Here is an 18,393-nt window from a genome sequence, read left to right as displayed (position 1 = left end):
GGATCCACCCCTCATGGCGTACGAGCGTCCACTGCGGCTGCTCCTACGACCATGGCGTGGATGGGAGGCGGGGGGTGAGCCATGGGGGGCCGAACGGGGGAGAGGGCGTTGCGCGCCCCTTTATGGGCGCGGGGAACTGCGCGACCAGCCACGACGTGCCCGCAGACGAACGACCGCCCCGCTCAACGCACAGTCGCCGTCACCCGCTCACTCTCGATCCGCTGGACCAACGATTCCTCACCCAGTTGCTCCAGGTGGCGGCACAGCACCACGGACCCACCCGTGGCCAGCGGGGCGTAGAGCCCGGCGCCGAGCCCCTCCCAGGTGTCGTACGACATCCCCGAGAGCAGCCGCGACCCCGGCCCCGTCAGCCCCAGGCCGGAGGCCTCCGCCGCCGCCCGCTCGACGACCTCGGCGCCGCTGAACTCCCGCCCGGCCACGATGAGCGCCGGCTCCTCGGGGTCGACCGGCGCGAACGGCGCGAAGCGGTCGCCCTGCCCCGGCACCTCGACGGCGTAGTCGGCGAAGCCGTCCGGCGCCTGGGGGAACCGGCCGCCCAGCGGGCGCAGCGCGAGAGCGATGCGCGAGCCGGAGCAGGCCCGGGCGGCGTCCAGCGTGTCCGGGCCGCTCACCACGATGTCGGCGGCCTTGGGGTCGCCGGCCACGTCCGCGACCACGCCCACCGACGAGCAGGCCAGCAGCCACACCGCCGTCTGCCAGTGCGCGGGCAGCAGCAGCGCGACCCGGTCGCCGGGCTCCGCGGACAGCTCGCCCTGGAGCAGATTGGCGGTCTTGGACACCCAATTGGCGAAGGTGGCCACGGACAGTTCGACGCGTTCGCCGGTGGCGTCGTCGTAGAAGGTCACCAGGGGGCGTCCGGCGTCCGCGGCGAGCGCGGAACGCAGCAGGTCGGCAGGGGTGCGGTCGGTGGTGGTCACCCGCGCAAGCGTACGCGGGGGCGGCGTCGCGCAACGAGGGGCGGGGTCGCCGGTTCGGGGGAACGGGGCCCCACGGCCCGTCAATTCCTGAATGGCGGAAATGTTGGGGTATGTCCACGATCGTTGGCATGCGTGGATTCCTTGCTTCCTCGATCGGTGTCACCTGCGCGGCCGCTCTGGCCCTTCCGCCGGGCCCGCCCGCCGCCGCGACCGTCGCGCGCCCGGCGCCGAACGCGGAAGTGTTCGTCCCCGGCGGCACCCAGTCCCTGCCCCTCGCCCCCCTGGGCCGCGACCGAGCCCTCGGCCCCACCGCCGAACAGGGCCTGCCGGCCCGCGATGTGCGGCGCTTCTCGATGGTCGGTGTCGTCTGGGACAACCCGGACACCGCACTGCACGGCAGCGTCCAGGTCCGCACGCGGGCCGTCACGTCCGGCACCTGGTCCGGCTGGCAGGACGTCGAGACGCACTACGGCGACGACGGCGCCGACCCCGGCACGGCCGAGCGGACCTCGGGCCGGGTGCGCGGGGCGACGGCGCCGCTGTGGGTGGGGGACTCGGACGGCGTCGAGGTACGCGTGCGTGCGGGCGCCGAGCAGCGTGCCGCCTCGCCCGGCGTCCTGCCGTCGGGGCTGCGTCTGGAACTCGTGGACCCCGGGGAGGCGGCGGCTCCCGAGGGCCCGCCGGTGGGCGGCGCGCGCGCCGGCTCGCTCGGCACCGAGTCCGTCACCGCCTCCGCCGCCAACGCCGGCCTCGCGCCCCTCGGCGCCCTGGAGATCCCCGCCCTCGACCGTGCGCGGACCGAACGGGAACTGTTCCCCCTGCGGGACGGCGAACTGACGGAGCGCCAGCGGGTCAAGCCGTACATCGGCCCGCGCCCACGTATCGTCACCCGGCGCGGCTGGGGCGCGAACGAGAGCCTGCGCGAGAGGACCTTCGTCTACACGAAGAAGGTCAAGGCCGCCTTCGTCCACCACACCGCCACCGGGAACAGCTACAAGTGTTCGCAGGCGCCCTCCGTCATTCGCGGTATCTACCGCTACCACGTCCAGAGCATGGGATGGCGTGACATCGGCTACAACTTCCTCGTCGACAAGTGCGGAAAGATCTACGAGGGTCGCGCCGGGGGAGTGGCGAAGCCGGTCCTGGGCGCCCACACGCTCGGTTTCAACACCAACAGCATGGGGATCGCCGTCCTCGGCAGCTTCGGCTCCACCCGCCCCAAAGCCGCCGCCGTGACGGCGATCGCCCGGCTCACGGCGTGGAAGCTCGGTCTCTTCGGCGCGAATCCGAGCGGAAAGACATACCTGAAGTCGGGTGGTGGAAATCTCTACCGAAAAGGGAAGAAGGTACGCCTGAACGTGATCTCCGGCCACCGGGACGGCTTCTCCACCGAGTGCCCCGGCAAGGAGCTCTACCGCAAGCTCGGCTCGGCCCGTTCGAGCGCGGCCGACTACCAGGGGCGTTAGGGGAACCGGGGGACCGCGTTCAGTCATCTCCACCGCCATCGGGGGCATGGGGCGGAGTACCGCACTGCCGCCGAAAGCGCCGCACAACGGTCTGCATACACTGACCGGTCGAAAGACAGTTCGGCCGGTCACCGGCAGGAAGCGGAGACTACAGGTGACAGAAGCGATCCTCCTGGTCGGCGGCAAGGGCACGAGGCTGCGCCCGCTCACCGTGCACACGCCGAAGCCCATGGTGCGCGCGGCCGGGGTCCCCTTCCTCACACACCAGCTGGCGAGAGCGAGAGCGGCGGGCGTGGACCACATCGTCCTCGCCACGTCCTATCTGGCGGAGGTCTTCGAGCCGTACTTCGGCGACGGCTCGGCACTCGGCCTCCACATCGAGTACGTGACGGAGGACGAGCCGCTGGGCACCGGCGGCGCGATCCGCAACGTGGCGTCCCGTCTGCACTCCGCACCGGACGACCCGGTCCTGATCTTCAACGGCGACATCCTGACGGGCCTCGACATCAGGGCGCTGGTGGCCACCCACGAGTCGACGAACGCGGATGTCTCCCTCCATCTGACGAAGGTGACGGACCCCAGGGCGTACGGCCTGGTCCCGACCGACCCGTCGGGCCGGGTGCTGGCCTTCCTGGAGAAGCCGCAGACCCCCGAGGAGATCGTCACCGACCAGATCAACGCGGGCGCGTACGTCTTCCGGCGCTCCCTGATCGACACGATCCCGGCGGGCCGCCCGGTCTCGGTGGAACGCGAGACGTTCCCCGACCTCCTCGCGGCGGGAGCCCACCTCCAGGGCATGGTCGACTCGACGTACTGGCTGGACCTCGGCACCCCCGCCGCCTTCGTACGCGGCTCGGCGGACCTCGTCCTCGGCCGCGCCCCCTCCCCGGCGGTCCCCGGCCGCTGCGGCGACCGCCTCGTCCTCCCCACGGCACGGGTGGCCGCCGACGCCAAACTGACGGGCGGCACCGTGGTCGGCGAGGGCGCCTTCGTGGCCGAGGGCGCCCGCGTCTTCGGCAGCACGATCCTCCCCGGCGCCGTCATCGAACCGGGCGCCGTCATCACGGACTCCCTGATCGGCACCAGGGCACGCGTGGGCGAGCGCTCGGTCCTGACCGGCACGGTCATCGGCGACGGCGCGGTGGTCGGCGCCGACAACGAACTGCGCGAGGGTGCCCGGGTGTGGTGCGACGCGCGGATCCCGGCGGGCGCGGTGCGCTTCTCCTCGGACCAGTAGCGGGTGGTGGAGGGCGCGGGTCCGCGCCCTCCGCCGGCTTCACAGGCGCCCGATGTCCCCCCGCGGCATTCGCGGAGCCCGCCGCGCCGGCGTCCGCCCGCTCAACAGGATCAACCGCGCCGCCCGATGCCGCTGCCCCGCATAAGGCTCCAGCAACGACAGCATCACGGAGTCGTCCGCATCCCGGTCCCCGGCCAACGCCCACCCGACGATCCCCGGCAGATGCAGATCCCCCACGGTCACCGCGTCCGCCGCGCCGTGGCTGCGCTGCACAACCTCCGCTGACGTCCACGGCCCGATCCCCGGCACGACCTCCAACCGGGCCTGCGCCTCGGCCGGATCCATCGCCATCGCCTGCTCCAGCCGGGCGGCGACCCGGACCGCCCGCAGAATCGTCGACGCCCGCTTGTTGTCGACCCCGGCCCGATGCCACTCCCAGGACGGAATCAACGCCCATGTCCGGGGAGAGGGCATCACGAACAGCCGGCCGTCGGCCGCGGGCCCCGGTGCCGGCTCGCCGTACTTGCGCACCAGCGACCGCCAGGCCCGATACGCCTCGTCGGTCGTCACCTTCTGCTCGAGGATCGACGGGATCAGCGACTCCAGCACCAGCCCCGTCCGCGTCAGCCGCAGCCCCGGCCGCCGATGCTGCGCCGAAGCCACCAACCGGTGCCGGGGCGCGAACGCGGACGGATCGTCGGCCGCCCCGAGCAACGACGGCAACCCGTCGAGCAGCCACTGAGCCCCCGGCCCCCACGCCTCCCCGCGCACCTGACCACCGGCCGCGGCGACCCGCAGCGTCCCCGGCCCGGCGGGCGTGAGACTGGCCCGCCACACCGACCCGTCCGGCATCGCCCGAAACGTCGGATCGGCAGGCCCCCGCCGCAACGGCCCGAGCACCAGCCCCAGATCGAGCGGCCCCTCGGGCACCCACGTCCGCACCCGCCCCGGCGCCGCCACCGGCCGCGGCACACCCCCGGGCACGGCGACATGCCCGCCGCGCACGGTCGTACGCGTGGGCCGTGGAGTGAACCGTCCAGCCACGAATGAAGTCCCGGGAGAGATGGAGAGGGCCTGCGAGAGTCCTACGAGGGTCCCATCGAGCGTAGAGGTAGGTGTGCCGCCCTCACCGCACCTCGATGAACATCCCCGCATCCCGGTCCGGACGCGGCCTCGGCTCCTCCGCTGGATGCCCGACCGCCACCGCCCCCATCGGATCCCAGTCCCGAGGCAGCCCGAGCACCTCGCGCACCACGTCACGGCAGAACATCGTCGAGGACACCCACGCCGACCCCAGCCGCTCCCCGGCCAGCGCGACGAGGAAGTTCTGCACCCCGGCCCCGGTCGCGACGACGAACATCTCCCGCTCGGCGCCGTCCCGCCGCGGATCGCCGTAGTCGTGCGACCCGTCCATCACCAGACACGGCACGACCAGGTACGGCGCGTTCCGCAGCACATCCCCGCGCTTGACCCGCTTGGCGATCGACTCCTCGCTCTTGCGGTCCCGCCGCAGATCCCCGATCCAGGCGTCCCGCATCGCGTCCAGCAGCCGGGTCCGCGACTCCGCGGACTCCAGCAGCACGAAACGCCACGGCGTCGTGTGGTGCGGCGCCGGAGCCGTCACGGCCGCGGCGACCGCGCGGCGCACCGCGCCGGGGTCGACCGGCTCGTCCGTGAAGGCCCGCACCGTGCGGCGCTGGGTCACCGCCTGCCGGATCGCCTCGGAGGTGCCCAGCCGGAACATGTCGTCGCGCGCGCCGCGCACCATGGCACCCGCCCCCTCTCCGTGCTCCTCGGCCACCACATGCGCCAGCCCCCGCACGACCGCGACGGGCAGGCCGGCGGCCTTGCCCTTCACCAGGTCGCCGGCCGCGGCGAGTTCATCGGCCGTGGCGACGACGGTCGCGCTGAGCGGATTGCCGTACGCGTCCGTGCCGCCACGCAGATCGTCGAGCACCCGCACACCCGCCGCGCCGATCGCCACATCCGTGAGCCCCGCACGCCACGGCCGCCCGAAGGTGTCGGTGACGACGACCCCGACCTGGACGCCGAGCAGGTCGCGCAGCCCCTCGCGGATCGCGCGGGCGGCAGCGTCCGGATCCTCGGGCAGCAAGAGGACCGTGCCGGCAGGAGTGTTGGAGGCGTCGACTCCGGCCGCCGCCATGATCAGTCCCTGCCGGTTCTCGACGATCCGCAGGGCGCCGCGTCTGGCCACCACCCGGACCGTCTCGGCGTCGATCGCCGCCTCCCGGTCGGCCGCCTCGACGACCCGGCCCTCCGCCTTGGAGACGATCTTCGAGGTGACGAGGAGGACGTCCCCGTCGGCGAGGCCGGGCTCGGCGGCGGCGATCAGCTTGGCGAGGTCGTCGCCGGGAGCTATCTCGGGGAGGCCGGGCACGGCCCAGGCGCGGAAACCGTCCGTGGTCACGACGCGCGTACCTCCTCCGCCAGCGCGAGTGCCTCGCGGGCCATCTCGGTGGTCGTGTCGAGGTCCGTCATCATCAGCGGTACGGCCCTGCAGCGGATGCCCGCCGTCTCGATCCGCTCCACGGAGCCCGCGTCCACGGTGTCGACGAGCCAGCCGTCCAGCAGCCCCGAGCCGTAGTGCTCGGCCACCGCCGCGGCCGTCGACTCCACGCCCACCGCGGCGAGCACCTTGTCGGCCATCCCGCGCACGGGTGCGTCCCCGACGATGGGGGAGAGACCGACCACCGGCACCCCGGCCTCGGCGATCGCCTCACGGATGCCGGGCACGGCGAGGATCGTGCCGATCGAGACGACGGGGTTGGACGGCGGGAAGAGGATGACGTCCGCCTCGGCGATGGCCTCCAGGACGCCCGGCGCGGGCTTGGCCTGCTCCGCACCCACCGGCACGATCGCCTCCGCCGGGACCGAGGCCCGCAGCCGCACCCAGTACTCCTGGAAGTGGATCGCCTTGCGCTCGCCGTCCACCTCGACGGCCACGTGCGTCTCCACACGGTCGTCGGACATCGGGATCAGCCGCACGCCGGGCTGCCAGCGGTCGCAGAGCGCCTCGGTGACCGCACTGAGCGGAAACCCGGCGCCGGTCATCTGCGTCCGCACGATGTGCGTGGCGAAGTCCCGGTCGCCCAGTCCGAACCACTCCGGCCCCACGCCGTACGCCGCGAGCTCCTCCTTGAGATGGAAGGTCTCCTCGGCCCGGCCCCAGCCCTGCTCCTCGTTGATGCCGCCGCCGAGCGTGTACATCACCGTGTCGAGGTCCGGGCAGACCTTCAGCCCGAAGAGGTGGATGTCGTCCCCGGTGTTGCCGATGACCGTGATGTCGGCGTCCGGCACGGCCTGCTTCAGACCGCGCAGGAACCGGGCACCACCGATGCCGCCTGCCAGAACCACAATGCGCATGGGAGCAAGTCTTGCAGGCGGGTACGACAACGCGTCAGGCGGTTACGACGTCCACCTCGTCGTACGTCGCGGGGGCCGCGGTGCATGCCGTGTGCATCGGCATCTCCGTCAGGCCGGGGTAGTAGACGTGCAGGCTGACCGCCGGCTCCAGCGCGTCGTTGACGACCTCGTGCACATAACCCGGCGCGAAGACCCGCTGCGAGCCCGCCCGCAACGCGCGCGTGCCGCGCTCCGTCCGCTCGGTCAGCTCGCCGTCCAGGACGGTCAGCACACCGGAGGAGAGGCCGTGGTCGTGCAGTCCGCTGCCCTGACCGGGCACCCAGGACAGCAGCCACACCTCGTAGCCCGGACCGGTGCGCAGCCGGTGGTACCAGCGGCTCGTCGCGTCGTACTCGACGAGGTGCTCCCACTGCGAGCGGTCGGCGGCGATGGAGCGGGCCAGGCCGACGAACTCGGCGACGGTGGCCGGGTGCTCGCGCGGAGCCTGGAGCAGGTGCGGCACCTCGAGGATGTCGCCCGCGATCTGGAGGTCGTTGTCGCTGTTCATGGGATGCGCTGGTTCCTCAGTGAAAGAAGGTCAGAGGGGAACAGAAGAGCCGAGTCGCGGGGCGACTCGGCCTTCAGCTGGAGCGGGTGTCGCTCAACAGCTGGGACAGCAACAGCTACAGCGCGCGCGGGCAGCACCGTGGGACCCGGAGGTGCGGGTCGAGGTGAGTGCCGAGTTCGCGAGCATGCCCACAAGGACAGCGGCTCACACCCGGCACTGTCAACTCGACACCGACATGTGGGACATGTTTCACCTCATCCGGTCCATCTGTGAGGTGAAAGGTTTGTTCACACGTCTACCGGGACACATGGCGCACAACCGGGCGCACGGAACGGGATCGAAGTTCTGGGCGTCCTTCTCCGTACAGGTCCTGCGCGGGTCGGAAGTCCCCCCGGGCCCTATCTGCTTGTCAAGGTTTATGGCGATTTGAACACTTTCCGCTAGGCCTTGGTTCCGCAGAGTGAATAAGGGGCCCAATAGCAGATCTCGGCTTGACTCGCCCGGAGCAGCACACTTGTAATTTCACTCGTGTCGTTCAGCCGACATCGGTAACGGCTACATCACGGGGACGCGAAAGACAGACGAGGGGCGCACATGACCGAGCTGGTGCAGCAACTGCTGGTCGACGACGCGGACGAGGAACTCGGCTGGCAGGAGCGCGCGCTGTGCGCCCAGACCGACCCCGAGTCCTTCTTCCCCGAGAAGGGTGGCTCCACCCGTGAGGCCAAGAAGGTCTGCCTGTCCTGTGAAGTCCGCTCCGAGTGCCTCGAGTACGCCCTCGCCAACGACGAGCGGTTCGGCATCTGGGGCGGCCTCTCCGAGCGGGAGCGTCGCCGCCTGAAGAAGGCAGCCGTCTGACCGACCGGCTCCACATCGCACGCACATACGGGACTTACGGCCCGTCGCAGGTGGGTTGTCCACAGGCGGCGGGCCGTCCTCATGCCCAGCCGATAGTGTGGGCGCTCGTCCGAGACGCCCCGCTGCCCCCTGGGGGCACAGGCGTCCACCGCAGTCCACCGAACCGGGGCCCGTACCTCGATGTCCGTGCACAGCCACACGGCAGCTCACGACGCTGCCACTCCCGAGTTTCCGCGTCATGTGGTGACCGCGGTCCTCGTCTCCCACGACGGCGCCCGCTGGCTGCCCGACGCGCTCGCCGGGCTGCTCGGCCAGGAGCGCCCCGTCCAGTTCGCCATGGCCGCCGACACCGGCAGCGCGGACGACTCCGCGCAGCTGGTCACCGAGGCCCTCGGACCGGACCACGTGCTGCACCTCGCCCGCCGCACCGGCTTCGGCCAGGCCGTCGAGGAGGCCAACCGCAGCGCGCCCCTCCTCACCCCCGAGGAGCTGCCGTACCTGAAGCGGCCCAGCGGCTGGGACCCCGTCACGCGCACGTGGCGCGACGACGCCTACGACCTGCCCGAGCTCCCGCACGGAGAGCCGGTGCAGTGGCTGTGGCTGCTGCACGACGACTGCGCCCCCGAACCCGACGCCCTGGCCCAGCTGCTGAGGGTCGTGGAGAACGAGCTGGAGCTCGGCCGGGACGACGTCGCCGTCGTGGGCCCCAAGCTCCGCGGCTGGTACGACAAGCGGCAGCTGCTCGAGGTCGGCGTCACCATCGCCCACTCCGGGCGCCGCTGGACCGGCCTGGACCGCCGCGAACAGGACCAGGGCCAGCACGACCACGTCCGGCCCGTGCTGTCCGTCTCCACCGCCGGCATGCTCGTGCGCCGGGACGTCTTCGACCAGCTCGGCGGCTTCGACCGACGCCTGCCCCTGATGCGCGACGACGTCGACCTGTGCTGGCGTGCCACGGCGGCCGGCCACCGCGTCCTCGTCGCCCCCGAGGCGGTCGTACGCCACGCGGAGGCGGCCTCCCGCGAGCGCCGCGCCGTCGACTGCGTGGGCCGCACCGCGGCCTCCCCGCACAAGGTCGACAAGGCGGGCGCCGCCTACACCCTGCTCGTCAACAGCCGTACGGCCGTGCTGCCCTGGGTCCTGCTGCGACTCGTCGTCGGCACGGTGCTGCGGACGGTCGCCAACCTCGTCGGCAAGGTCCCCGGACAGGCCCTCGACGAGATCCGTGGCCTGCTCGGCACACTGCTGCGGCCCGAGCGGATCATCGCCGGCCGCCGCAGGCGCGGCACCCCGGTGGTCGACAAGGGTGAGATGCGGCCGCTGTTCCCGCCACCCGGCGCGACCGTGCGGGCCACCTTCGAACAGGTCGCCGGCGACCTGTTCGGCAGCTCCGACCCCGAAGCCACCTCCGGCGCGGGACGGCACGGCGGCGCGGTCGAGTCCGGACCCGGCGGCGACGACGCCGACTTCCTGGAGATCGAGCAGTTCGCCCGCGTCAAGCGCATCGCCCGCAAGCCGGGACCGGTGCTCTTCCTGGTGCTGCTGCTCGTCTCGCTGGCCGCCTGCCGTGAACTCCTCGGCGGCGGCGCGCTCGCGGGCGGCGCCCTGCTGCCCGCCCCGGCCGACTCCGGCGAGCTGTGGTCGCGCTACCTCGACGCCTGGCACGCGGTCGGCGCCGGAGGAACCACGTCGGCGCCGCCGTACCTGGCGTTCGTCGCGATGCTCGCGTCCCTGCTGTTCGGGTCGACGGGCCTCGCCATCACGGTCCTCCTCGTCTGCTCGGTGCCCCTGGCCGGCGTCACCGCCTACTTCGCCTCCCGCCCGCTCGTCGAGTCGCGGCTCCTGCGCGCGTGGGCGGCCGTCGTCTACGCCTTCCTGCCTGCCGCCACCGGTGCGCTGGCCGGCGGTCGCCTCGGCACCGCCGTCCTCGCGATCCTGCTGCCGCTCATCGCCCGCGCGGGCATCGCGGCATCCGGCCTCGCGAACACCTCGGACGCGCGCGGCAGCTGGCGCGCCACCTGGGCCTACGCCCTGCTGTTGACGGTCACCACCGCGTTCACGCCGATCATCTGGCCCCTCGCGCTGCTCCTCGGACTCGGTGTCCTGGCCGTGCGCCGCGCCGACATCACCGCCTACGGCCTGCGCTTCCTGGCCCAGCTCGGCACGCCCCTGCTGATCCTCGCGCCCTGGTCGCTGACGCTGCTCCCGTTCGGGTTCTTCGACCAGGCCGGCCTCGCGTACGGCTCCTCGGCCGCCTCCGCCCTCGACCTGCTCGGCGCCAGCCCCGGCGGCCCCGGCACGGTCAGCGGGCTGATGCTCATCGGCGTCGTGCTGGCCGCGCTGGCCGCCCTGCTGCGCTCGGAGCGTCAGTTCGGAATCTGGACGGCCTGGGTCGTCGCCCTGGTGGGCCTCGTCTTCGCGGTCCTGTCCAACGGCTCGACCTGGGCGGGCCCGGCCACCCTGGTCTACGGTCTCGCCCTGCTGGCGGCCGCCGTGCTCGGCGCCGACGGCGCACGCGCGCGTGTCGCCGAACAGAGCTTCGGCTGGCGCCAGCCGGTCGCCGCGCTGATCGCCTTCGCCGCCGCCGCGGGCCCCCTGCTCGTCGCCGCCGGCTGGATGCTCCGCGGCGCCGACGGCCCCCTGGAGCGAAGCGACCCGGTCCAGGTGCCCGCGTTCGTCGCCGAGGACAGCAACAACCGCGACCGGGCCCGCACCCTCGTCCTGGACAGCGACTCCACCGCCCACGTCGGCTACATGCTGGTCCGCGGTTCCGGCGCCCGTCTCGGCGATGCCGAACTCACCGCCGCCGACGGCGAGAACAGCCGCCTCGACAAGGTCGTCGCCAACCTCGTCGCCGGTTCCGGCGCCGACCAGTCCGACCAGCTCGGCAAGTTCGCCGTGCGCTATGTCCTGGTCCACAAGGGTGCCCCGCGCGAGGTCGCCCGCGTCCTGGACGCCACCCCGGGTCTGACCCGGCTCAGCGAGCAGAACGGCAGCGCGCTGTGGCGCGTCGACCAGGATGTCGCCCGCGCCACCATCGTCAGCGGCTCCGGCGCCCCGACGCTCGTCGCCGCGGGGCCCGTCGAGATCCACACCACGATCCCGGCCGGCGCCGACGGCCGCACCCTGCGCCTCGCCGACACCGCCGCCGAGGGCTGGACGGCCACCCTGGACGGCAGGCCGCTGACCGCCAGGACGGTCGACGGCTGGGCCCAGGGCTTCGAACTCCCGGCTTCCGGCGGCAGGCTGGACGTCGTCTACGACGACCCGATCACCCACACCGCCTGGCTGTGGGCGCAGGGCTCCCTCGCCGTCGTCCTCGTGGTGCTCGCCCTGCCGGGCCGGCGCCGTGACATCGACGACGACCTCCCCGAGGAGGAGCGGGCGATCCCCGCCCAGGCGACGGAGGGCGAGGGCCGCCGCGCCCGCCGCCTGCGCGCCCAGGCCGAGGCCGAGGAGACGGCCCCGGACGACGAGTCCCTGTCTCCTCCTTCGGAGGAGACCCCGGTACCGGTTCCGCAGCAGCAGGCTTACGGAGAGTGGGACCAGGCGAATTACGCGGGCGCTGAGTACAACGCCTACGGCGGTGACCAGTACCAGGCCGCCCAGCAGTACCCGGCGGGCTACGACCAGCAGAACTACGCGGACCCCTACCAGGGCGGCCAGTACGACCCGTACGCGTACGGCGGACAGGCGCAGCAGCCGTCGTACGACCAGTACGGGCAGCCGTACGACCAGGGTTACGACGCGACGTACGACCCGGCGCAGCCGCAGCAGCACGGCGGCGAGCACCCCGACGGGAGCCAGCAGTGAACCGCAGCACCGTGTCCCTGTTCGCCTGTGCGACCGCCCTCGCCGCCGTCACCGGGTTCGCCACGCTCACCACGCCCGACGCGTCCGGCACGGACACCGCCACGACCGCCACCGAGCTGCCCGTGGAGCGCACGAGCCTGCTGTGCCCGAGTCCGAGCATCTCCGACCTCGCCGAGACGTCGTACACGTCCTTCACGCCCGTCACCAAGGGCGCGGGGAGCGACGGCAAGGCCGAACTCGTCTCCGCCGCGCAGGAGTCGAAGGACGGGAAGAAGTCCGGAAAGAAGAAGGCCGACAAGCCGGTCCTCACCCCGAAGGAGCCCGGCAGCCCGGTCACGGGCGACACCTCCGGCGGTGACTCCCCGGCGCTCATCGGTACCGCCGAGGGGCAGTTCGCGCCCGGTTGGACCGTGCAGGAGACCACCGAGGTCGCCGCCGGCACCGGACGCGGCCTGCAGGGCGTCAACTGCACCGCGGCCGACACGGAGTTCTGGTTCCCCGGCGCGAGCACCGACGCGGCCCGCACCGACTACGTCCACCTGACCAACCCCGACGACTCGGCGGCCGTCGTCGACATCGAGCTGTACGGCAAGGACGGTGCTCTGGAGGCCCCGGCCGGTGAGGACATCACCGTCCCGCCGCACTCCAGCGAGCCGATCCTGCTGTCCACGCTCGTCAGCGACAAGCAGACCAACCTGACGGTGCACGTCAACGTCCGCAGCGGGCGGGTCGGGGCCGCCGTACAGGCCCTCGACGACAAGATCGGCGGCGACTGGCTGGCGGCGTCCACGGACCCGGCGGGCAGCCTCGTGCTGCCGGGCATCCCCAAGGACGCCACCGACGTACGCCTGGTCGTCTTCACGCCGGATGACGCCGACGCCGACCTGAACGTGAAGCTCGCCTCGCCGTCCGGACTGATCACACCGGCCGGGAGCGAGACGCTGCACGTCAAGGCGGGCATGACGACCGCGGTCGACCTGGGCGACGTCATGCGCGGGGAGGCCGGTTCGCTGGTGTTGACGCCGACCGACCAGTCCGTGCCGGTCGTCGCGGCGGTTCGGGTCACCCGCGGCAAGGGCGAAGAGAAGGAGACCGCTTTCATCCCCGCCACGCACGCGGTGGGCACGCGCGCGACGGTCGTCGACAACAGCGCCAAGGGCACGACGCTGTCCCTCGTGGCCCCCGGCCGCGGCGCGCAGGTCAAGGTGACCGCGTCGGCGGGCAGCGGCGGTGGCAAGGCGGCCTCGAAGACGTACACGATCAAGGGCGGCACCACGCAGGACGTCGAACTGCCGGTCCCGAGCGGTCTGAAGGGCACGTACGCGCTGACGGTCGAGCCGGTGTCGGGCGGCCCGGTCTACGCGGCGCGGACCCTGGTGGCCACGCAGGAGGGCGTCCCGGGCTTCACGGTGCAGACACTGCCGGACGACCGGGGCATGGTCGAGGTGCCGCAGGCCGATCAGGACCTGTCGGTGCTGCAGAAGTAGCCGGTCAGTCCTCGCCGTAGCGCGGGTCGACGGTCTCGGGTGTGAGCCCCAGCAGCTCGGCGACCTGCTCGACGACGATCTCGTGCACCAGGGCCGCGCGTTCGTCGCGGCCCTTGGTGCGGATCTCCACGGGGCGCCGGTACACCACCACGCGCCCGGGGCGCCCCTCGCGCGCGGGAATCGTGCCGCCGAGGGGGACCGCCTCGTCGTTCCAGGTCTCGCCCTCCGGCCGGGGCACTTCCAGCACGAGGAAGTCGATGTCGGCGAGCTGCGGCCACCGTCGTTCCAGGCGCTCCACGGAGTCCTGCACCAGGTCCGCGAACGCCTCGGCACGGCTTGCCGCGAGCGGTACCTGGGGCGGCGCGATCGGGCCGCGCATGCCCCTGCCGTGGCGATCACGTCGGCGGGGCCCGGGAGCGGCGGCACGGGGCGTTACGGGGTTGTCCATCACTGGTGAAGCGTAGTCCCCGGCGGGACCGGGTGCCCGGGCCCACGCGGTGCCCGTGCGGTCTTCGGCCGCCTCGTACGGCATGTCGCAGGATGACCATTCCGGCCAAGGTTGGGCTCGATTCCGTATCTCTCCGAGACCGGTGATCTCAAGGCAATTGACCTTGTTTGTACCGACTGGTGATCGGACCGCACACTGTCCGAAATCTTAGAAAGCGGTGTCTATGCAGGTCAGGACGGTGTGACCGGAGAGGCCTGTGGGGCGTTTCACACCACGACACGGTGGGGCGACCTGGTGGAGAGTCGTCGCGGCCCGCTCAGGAGTGCGGTACCGTCCAACGTCGTGAGCCCTGTACGTCGCTGTTCGCGCACCGCTTGCGGCCGCCCCGCCGTCGCGACGCTGACGTACGTCTACGCCGACTCGACCGCGGTCCTCGGCCCGCTCGCCACCTACGCGGAACCCCACTGCTACGACCTGTGCGCCGAGCACTCCGAGCGCCTCACCGCCCCGCGCGGCTGGGAGGTCGTCCGGCTCCTCGACAGTTCGGCCCCCGCCCGCCCCAGCGGCGACGACCTGGAAGCGCTTGCCAACGCGGTCCGCGAGGCGGCTCGTCCGCAGGAACGCGCCGCCCGGGCCGGCGGAGGACGTGCGGCGGACCCGATGGAGGTCGCCCGCCGCGGCCATCTGCGGGTGCTGCGCTCGCCCGACAACTGAGCCGGTTCCCCCCGGGCTCGCCCAACTGCCCCCTTTCTTGTGTGCGTTCGGTGCACGTTCCGCTCAGTGACGCACGACCATTGACGACCGCTTGGCGCGGACACGACCATTCCGGAAGCCGAAACGAGAAATCGCTTTCCGCATGACGGAATCGGAATCGGGGAGGCGCCCGTGTACGTCCAGGAACTGGAACCCGTCGCCGACTCACTGGGCCTGTCCGCCCTCGTCGCCACGCTGCCACTGGTGATCGTCCTCGTCCTGCTCGGCGGCGTCCGCCTCAAAGCCCATCTCGCGGGCCTCACCGGCCTTCTGGCGGCCGTTCTGGTCGCCTGGCTCGCGTACGGAATGCCACTGGGGCAGACGCTCTCCAGCGGCGCCCAGGGAGTCGTCTTCGGCCTCTTCCCCATCCTGTGGATCGTCGTCAACGCCCTGTGGGTGTACCGGATGACGGTCCGCACCCGGCACTTCGACATCCTGCGCCGCTCCTTCGGGCGGCTCTCCGACGACCCCCGCATCCAGGCCCTCGTCGTCGCCTTCTGCTTCGGCGCCCTCCTGGAAGCTCTCGCCGGCTTCGGGGCGCCCGTCGCGATCTGCTCGGTCATGCTCGTCGCACTCGGCTTCGACCCGGTGCGCGCGGCGGTCGTCGCGCTGGTCGCCAACACCGCGCCGGTCGCCTTCGGCGCGATGGGCACACCGGTCGTGACGCTCGCCCAGGTGACGGAACTGCCCCTGGACACGGTCGCGTCCGTGGTGGGGCGCCAAACCCCGCTGCTGGCCCTCGTGGTGCCGCTCGTGCTGGTCTTCCTCGTCGACGGACGGCGCGGGCTCAGGGAGACCTGGGTGCCCGCCCTGGCCTGCGGAACCGCCTTCGCCGTCGGCCAGTTCGTCGCCTCCAACTACGTCTCCGCCCAGCTCGCCGACATCGGCGCCGCCTTGCTGGGCGCGGCCGCCCTCGTCGCCGTCCCACGCGCACGCGTGCCCGCCACCGAGTCCGTACGCGCGTCCGTGCTGACCGGCACCCGCAGCGAGGAACTCGACGAGGCCGACCCGCGCGCCGAAGTCGTGCGCGCCTACGCCCCGTACGCCCTGATCGTCGTGATCTTCTCCTTCGCGCAGATCCCCGTCGTCAAGGACTGGCTGGCGAAGGCGACCCAGACCTACGACTGGCCCTTCCTGAACGTCGTGGACCCCGACGGCGACCCGGTCGGCGGCAACGTGTTCACCTGGCCGATCGTGGCCACCGGCGGCACGCTCGTGCTGCTCGCCGGGCTGTGCACGGCGGTCGTCCTCGGCGTGCACGCGCGCGTGGCGGTCAAGGAATGGCTCGCCACCGTCCACGAGTTGCGGTTCGCGATCCTGACCGTCACCTCGGTGCTGGCACTGGCGTACGTCATGAACCTCTCCGGACAGGCGGCCACCATCGGCCACTTCGTGGCGGCGGCGGGCGCCGGACTCGCCTTCCTCTCTCCGGTGCTGGGCTGGTTCGGCGTGGCCGTCTCCGGCTCCGACACCTCGGCCAACGCACTGTTCGGAGCGCTCCAGGTGACCGCGGCCCGCGAGTCGGGGCTGTCGCCGGAGCTCCTGGCCGCCGCGAACAGCTCGGGTGGTGTCCTCGGCAAGATGATCTCCCCGCAGAACCTCACCATCGCCTGTGCCGCCGTCGGTCTCGCCGGCCGCGAGGGGGACCTGTTGCGCAAGGTGCTGCCCTGGAGCCTGGGGCTGCTGCTGGTGATGTGTCTCATCGTGGTCGGGCAGAGCTCGCCGGTCCTGGGGTGGATGCTGCCCTGACCTGAGGTTACGTCCAGGTTCCACTCTGGGGACGTACGGCACCGCTGTCGGTGGGGGCGGGTAGTTTGGGGCGACCGACAGGACTTTGAGAAGGGTTAGGCCGTGGCTGCTGATCTGTCACAGCTCGTGAAGGCGTACGACGTGCGCGGTGTCGTTCCCGACCAGTGGGACGAGACGCTGGCCGAGCTCTTCGGGGTCGCCTTCGTCCGGGTGACCGCAGCGAGCGCGATCGTGGTCGGGCACGACATGCGGCCCTCGTCCCCCGGCCTGTCGCGTGCCTTCGCGCGCGGGGCGGCCGCGCAGGGCGTCGACGTCACCGAGATCGGCCTGTGCTCCACCGACCAGCTGTACTACGCCTCGGGCGCGCTGAACCTGCCGGGCGCGATGTTCACGGCCTCGCACAATCCGGCCCAGTACAACGGCATCAAGATGTGCCGCGCGGGCGCCGCCCCGGTCGGCCAGGACACGGGTCTCACCGAGATCCGCGAACTGGCCGAGGGCTGGATCGACTCGGGCGCCCCGGCCCCGGCGGCGACCCAGGGCACGATCAGCCGGCGCGACACGCTGGAGGACTACGCCGCCCACCTGCGGGGCCTGGTCGACCTGACCTCCATCCGCCCCCTCAAGGTCGTCGTGGACGCGGGCAACGGCATGGGCGGTCACACGGTCCCCACGGTCTTCGCGGGCCTGCCCCTGACGCTCGTCCCGATGTACTTCGAACTGGACGGCACGTTCCCCAACCACGAGGCCAACCCCCTCGACCCGGCGAACATCGTGGACCTGCAGAAGAGGGTGCGCGAGGAGTCCGCCGACCTGGGCATCGCCTTCGACGGCGACGCCGACCGCTGCTTCGTCGTCGACGAGAACGGCGACCCGGTCTCCCCATCCGCGATCACCGCCCTGGTCGCCGCGCGCGAGCTCGCCAGGAACGGTGGCAGCGGCGTGATCATCCACAACCTGATCACCTCCTGGTCGGTGCCCGAGGTCGTCGAGGAGCACGGCGGCACGCCGGTACGCACGCGCGTGGGCCACTCCTTCATCAAGGCCGAGATGGCGAAGTCCGGCGCGATCTTCGGCGGCGAGCACTCCGCCCACTACTACTTCAAGGACTTCTGGAACGCCGACACCGGCATGCTCGCCGCCCTCCACGTCCTCGCCGCCCTCGGCGGTCAGCAGGGAGCCTTGTCCGCCCTCGTGGCCGAGTACGACCGCTACACCGGCTCCGGCGAGATCAACTCCACCGTCGCCGACCAGACCGGCCGCCTGGCAGCGATCCGCGCCGCCTACGAGTCCCAGGAAGGCACCACCCTGGACGAGCTCGACGGCCTCACGGTCAGCGCCGGCGACTGGTGGTTCAACGTCCGCCCGTCCAACACAGAGCCCCTGCTGCGCCTCAACGCGGAGGCACGGGACGAGACGACGATGGCGAAGATCCGGGACGAGGTACTGGCGATCATCCGAGCTTGACGGAACGCGCGTCTTCCAGCCCGTCAGGCGCGTGAGGACGAGAACGTGCCGTCCCGCCCCCACCCACCCGCGTCTTCCAGCCCGTCCGGCGCTTGAGGACGAGGCCTTTCGGGCCGACGGGGGTCCAGGGGGCGGAGCCCCCTGGGAGCGTGGTCGAAGGGGCCGCAGCCCCTGGGGATGGGAATGGGTAAGGGCGGCGGGGGCGAAAACCCTCCGGCGGCCACACCCACCCACCCTGTCCCCAAC

14 protein-coding genes are annotated in these 18,393 nt (G+C 72.1%); 8 read left to right on the top strand and 6 right to left on the bottom strand.

What is annotated here, in order from left to right:
* Window positions 1-182: 182 nt before the first annotated feature.
* Entirely contained in the window at window positions 183-938 is a 756-nt protein-coding gene (locus TN53_RS06855) for a TIGR03089 family protein (RefSeq protein ID WP_046257484.1), read from the bottom strand.
* A 128-nt stretch (window positions 939-1,066) separates the two neighbouring features.
* Between TN53_RS06855 and TN53_RS06850 the strand changes: the two genes are divergently transcribed.
* Both TN53_RS06850 and TN53_RS06845 read left to right on the top strand, forming a co-directional pair.
* Entirely contained in the window at window positions 1,067-2,404 is a 1,338-nt protein-coding gene (locus tag TN53_RS06850; RefSeq protein WP_095046356.1) for a peptidoglycan recognition protein, read from the top strand.
* Window positions 2,405-2,558: 154 nt separating this feature from the next.
* A complete protein-coding gene (locus TN53_RS06845; protein ID WP_046257482.1) occupies window positions 2,559-3,641 on the top strand; it encodes a sugar phosphate nucleotidyltransferase in 1,083 nt (360 codons plus the stop codon).
* 39 nt (window positions 3,642-3,680) lie between these two features.
* On the opposite strand, the gene TN53_RS06840 is transcribed toward TN53_RS06845, so the two are convergent.
* The 4 genes from TN53_RS06840 to TN53_RS06825 form a co-directional block, all read right to left on the bottom strand.
* A complete protein-coding gene (locus TN53_RS06840) occupies window positions 3,681-4,685 on the bottom strand; it encodes a DNA-3-methyladenine glycosylase family protein (protein WP_095046340.1) in 1,005 nt (334 codons plus the stop codon).
* Between the two features lie 82 nt (window positions 4,686-4,767).
* On the bottom strand, window positions 4,768-6,069 hold the full coding sequence (locus tag TN53_RS06835; RefSeq protein ID WP_046257480.1) for a coenzyme F420-0:L-glutamate ligase: 1,302 nt from the start codon (window positions 6,067-6,069) through the stop codon (window positions 4,768-4,770).
* Window positions 6,066-7,025, bottom strand: a complete 960-nt coding sequence (gene cofD, locus TN53_RS06830) for a 2-phospho-L-lactate transferase (protein ID WP_046257479.1) — start codon at window positions 7,023-7,025, stop codon at window positions 6,066-6,068. Before cofD ends, TN53_RS06835 begins: the two co-directional genes overlap by 4 nt.
* Before the next feature lie 34 nt (window positions 7,026-7,059).
* The gene (locus tag TN53_RS06825) at window positions 7,060-7,572 is read right to left on the bottom strand and encodes a cysteine dioxygenase (RefSeq protein WP_046257478.1); all 513 of its coding nucleotides are present in this window, start codon (window positions 7,570-7,572) and stop codon (window positions 7,060-7,062) included.
* 594 nt (window positions 7,573-8,166) lie between these two features.
* Here TN53_RS06825 and TN53_RS06820 point away from each other — a divergent pair.
* The 3 genes from TN53_RS06820 (at window position 8,167) to TN53_RS06810 (ending at window position 13,730) form a co-directional block, all read left to right on the top strand.
* Window positions 8,167-8,430 (top strand): WhiB family transcriptional regulator, encoded by a 264-nt coding sequence (locus TN53_RS06820; RefSeq protein ID WP_003990679.1) that lies wholly within the window; start codon window positions 8,167-8,169, stop codon window positions 8,428-8,430.
* A 180-nt stretch (window positions 8,431-8,610) separates the two neighbouring features.
* On the top strand, window positions 8,611-12,243 hold the full coding sequence (locus tag TN53_RS06815; protein ID WP_095046338.1) for a glycosyltransferase family 2 protein: 3,633 nt from the start codon (window positions 8,611-8,613) through the stop codon (window positions 12,241-12,243).
* Window positions 12,240-13,730: a DUF5719 family protein gene (locus tag TN53_RS06810; RefSeq protein WP_046257476.1), complete on the top strand. Its 1,491-nt coding sequence runs from the start codon at window positions 12,240-12,242 to the stop codon at window positions 13,728-13,730. The genes TN53_RS06815 and TN53_RS06810 overlap by 4 nt, the downstream gene beginning before the upstream one ends.
* Before the next feature lie 4 nt (window positions 13,731-13,734).
* On the opposite strand, the gene TN53_RS06805 is transcribed toward TN53_RS06810, so the two are convergent.
* Entirely contained in the window at window positions 13,735-14,178 is a 444-nt protein-coding gene (locus TN53_RS06805) for a metallopeptidase family protein (protein WP_095046355.1), read from the bottom strand.
* 294 nt (window positions 14,179-14,472) lie between these two features.
* Here TN53_RS06805 and TN53_RS06800 point away from each other — a divergent pair, with 294 nt between their 5' ends.
* From TN53_RS06800 to TN53_RS06790, 3 genes are all read left to right on the top strand, one after another.
* Window positions 14,473-14,892 (top strand): DUF3499 domain-containing protein, encoded by a 420-nt coding sequence (locus TN53_RS06800; RefSeq protein ID WP_095046354.1) that lies wholly within the window; start codon window positions 14,473-14,475, stop codon window positions 14,890-14,892.
* A gap of 171 nt (window positions 14,893-15,063) precedes the next feature.
* Window positions 15,064-16,680 carry an L-lactate permease gene (locus tag TN53_RS06795; RefSeq protein WP_046257473.1) on the top strand — a complete coding sequence of 539 codons (1,617 nt, stop codon included), beginning with the start codon at window positions 15,064-15,066 and terminating at the stop codon, window positions 16,678-16,680.
* 102 nt (window positions 16,681-16,782) lie between these two features.
* Window positions 16,783-18,147: a phosphomannomutase/phosphoglucomutase gene (locus TN53_RS06790; protein WP_046257472.1), complete on the top strand. Its 1,365-nt coding sequence runs from the start codon at window positions 16,783-16,785 to the stop codon at window positions 18,145-18,147.
* The last annotated feature ends 246 nt before the right edge of the window (window positions 18,148-18,393 follow it).

The sequence above is a fragment of the Streptomyces sp. WM6386 genome (assembly GCF_000972385.1).
Lineage (GTDB): Bacteria > Actinomycetota > Actinomycetes > Streptomycetales > Streptomycetaceae > Streptomyces.
Note: the sequence above shows the minus strand (reverse complement) of the source record. Positions and strands in the feature narration are given on the sequence as shown.